This window comes from Shewanella sp. SM101, from assembly GCF_025654465.1.
GTDB lineage: Bacteria > Pseudomonadota > Gammaproteobacteria > Enterobacterales > Shewanellaceae > Shewanella > Shewanella oncorhynchi.
This window is the reverse complement of sequence record NZ_JAKKRH010000110.1, coordinates 1-2,113: the sequence shown is the minus strand read 5'-3', so window position 1 is coordinate 2,113 and position 2,113 is coordinate 1. Positions and strand designations below refer to the sequence as shown.

At 47.5% G+C, this 2,113-nt stretch carries 4 protein-coding genes; all 4 read right to left on the bottom strand.

From position 1 onward, the window contains the following. The coding region (locus L5M38_RS24045) for a ribbon-helix-helix domain-containing protein (protein WP_263180540.1) at window positions 1–223 on the bottom strand (223 nt) is incomplete at its 3' end. 376 nt (window positions 224–599) lie between these two features. After that, window positions 600–857, bottom strand: coding sequence for a hypothetical protein (locus L5M38_RS24040; RefSeq protein WP_263180539.1), 258 nt, complete (start codon window positions 855–857; stop codon window positions 600–602). A 65-nt stretch (window positions 858–922) separates the two neighbouring features. Then, window positions 923–1,816: a hypothetical protein gene (locus L5M38_RS24035; protein WP_263180538.1), complete on the bottom strand. Its 894-nt coding sequence runs from the start codon at window positions 1,814–1,816 to the stop codon at window positions 923–925. Next, the coding region (locus L5M38_RS24030) for a ribbon-helix-helix domain-containing protein (protein WP_263180537.1) at window positions 1,797–2,113 on the bottom strand (317 nt) is incomplete at its 5' end. The genes L5M38_RS24030 and L5M38_RS24035, both read right to left, overlap by 20 nt.

Below are 2,113 nucleotides of genomic sequence, written 5' to 3'. Positions count from 1 at the left end.
GCTCGGCAATAAACTCCCCACGATAACGCTTAGAATCGGTCTCAGAGGACTTTGAAGTAATGGAAGCGAGTGGAACAAGAGGAGGAAGCAAATCAGCAAAGGCAGCGCTTACGAAAGCAGAACGCGAAACACCTAAAGCCTTAGAGAGAAAATCCAAATCGGAGACAACCGAAGAGGGGAGACTAAGAGTAATACGCTGTGTTTTGTTAGTAGGAGTAGCCATAAAAAGACCCGTTAGGTATGAACTAAACCACAGTATAGGTATGAACTAAGAGGAAAACAATAGGTATGAACTAAGAAAAATAAAGAAAATAGACAAAAACAGATTTAAAGGGCGATATCAATAGGTTACGGCAATTAATATTAAACATGGTAAACGAATAGTCGGTATTACCATAGCGACTATTCAAAGCAGGGGCACTCCTCAAACCCCTCACGGGCCAGAGGAGTCGCCCCTGCCCTAAAAAGACGTGGGAGAACTAGATAAGGTTACTTTTGATAAGAGTTATTATCGGAACTAAAGAAAACGGCCTGTAAGCTGGTTTTGCCTACGGCCGTTTAGCAGTATCAGCGCTGTAAGTCTGGGGATTTAAAAGCGTCTAGCAGGGCAAGGGCTCAAGAGCGCTTGGCATGGGGGCTTCCCCCATTCCCCCTAGCTCGACAACGCCAATGACAGCAATCGCAGTCTCTAGCCCACTAATTAGCGTGGTAAGCAGAGTGCAGGTCATGGTCTGGAGCGAGCTGTAATCAGCTGCTGAGAGATCTTGCTCATGAACGAGGGATAAGGCCTGAGCAAGTTGTTCAGACTGGCGTAAGAGTGTTTTAGCGTGTTCTAGGGTAAAATCGGTATTAGACATAGTTAACTCCATACAGTTAGTTGTGTTTAGCTAGGGGCAAAGTTGACGCTTTGTTCCCTAGCGAATCAAACCACCTCTTGGGCGGCGTGTAGCGCACTAGAGAGTAACTTCTCAAAGTGACGCATGATAATGGCTTTACCACCATCACCAAATTGAGCGCCAAGCTCAGCGAGTTTAAGCAACTCAGGCGAGCTAGACACGCGATAATCAAAACGCTCAAGCGTAAGCGTGTAGTCCTTAGGCTCGGAGACCCAAGGGACTAGACCCCTAGAAGCCCAGTCTGGGATGTAAACACCCTCAGGAGCATCAAGAAGCTTAGGAGAGGCGTGTGAGTAGAACAGTGATTCAGGCATAAGCACGTCGTAAAGTGAGCAGTTGTAATCCTTCTTAAAGGTTAGCTCAATACGGGTGGTAGGCGGTAGCAGTTCACCACGCTTTTCAAACGCCTCAGCCTGCTTGTCGTAAACCCTACCAGTGACACGAGCAGAACTACGGTGCCCAGCGTACCAAGTACCTGTAAGAGCCCTATCAGAGGCGCGTGCAGAGTACAGGCGGGTAACGCGTAAAGCCTTGCGACCGAAACTAAAGAGATCGTCGGGATAGGCCTGCTCAAGTTTACGAAGGAAGCCAGGCGCATCTATACCCAAATCAACAGCGGCATCAAGACGAGTGACGTTATGCCCAACAGAACCCAAGATATTGACATAATCCCTAAAGATGCCCTTGGACTCGAGCTCCCGAACAGATGAACCAGAGCAGCTAGAACGGTGCCACATGCGCTTGCATTCAAGTATCAAGACGCCCTCACCAATCTTGTAACCGGTTCTACCGTCAGCGCTAAAAATGACGGGGAAGAAATGGTATGCAAGGAAAGCCTCGACCGTAGGGATAAAGCTCAGCTCAGGGTGACAGGTAACGTCTAACCAGTCACAAAAAACCTTACTTCTTGAACAGGTCATCTTGTAACCCCTCAACACCAGAGTTTAAACGCTCAATAGCCTTATTGAGCTCGGCAATAAACTCCCCACGATAACGCTTAGAATCGGTCTCAGAGGACTTTGAAGTAATGGAAGCGAGTGGAACAAGAGGAGGAAGCAAATCAGCAAAGGCAGCGCTTACGAAAGCAGAACGCGAAACACCTAAAGCCTTAGAGAGAAAATCCAAATCGGAGACAACCGAAGAGGGGAGACTAAGAGTAATACGCTGTGTTTTGTTAGTAGGAGTAGCCATAAAAAGACCCGTTAGGTATGAACTAA

Coding starts and splice junctions, on each gene's coding strand:
- L5M38_RS24035 (WP_263180538.1), bottom strand. CDS start 1,816: ATGACCTGTTCAAGAAGTAAGGTTTTTTGTGACTGGTTAGACGTTACC.
- L5M38_RS24040 (WP_263180539.1), bottom strand. CDS start 857: ATGTCTAATACCGATTTTACCCTAGAACACGCTAAAACACTCTTACGC.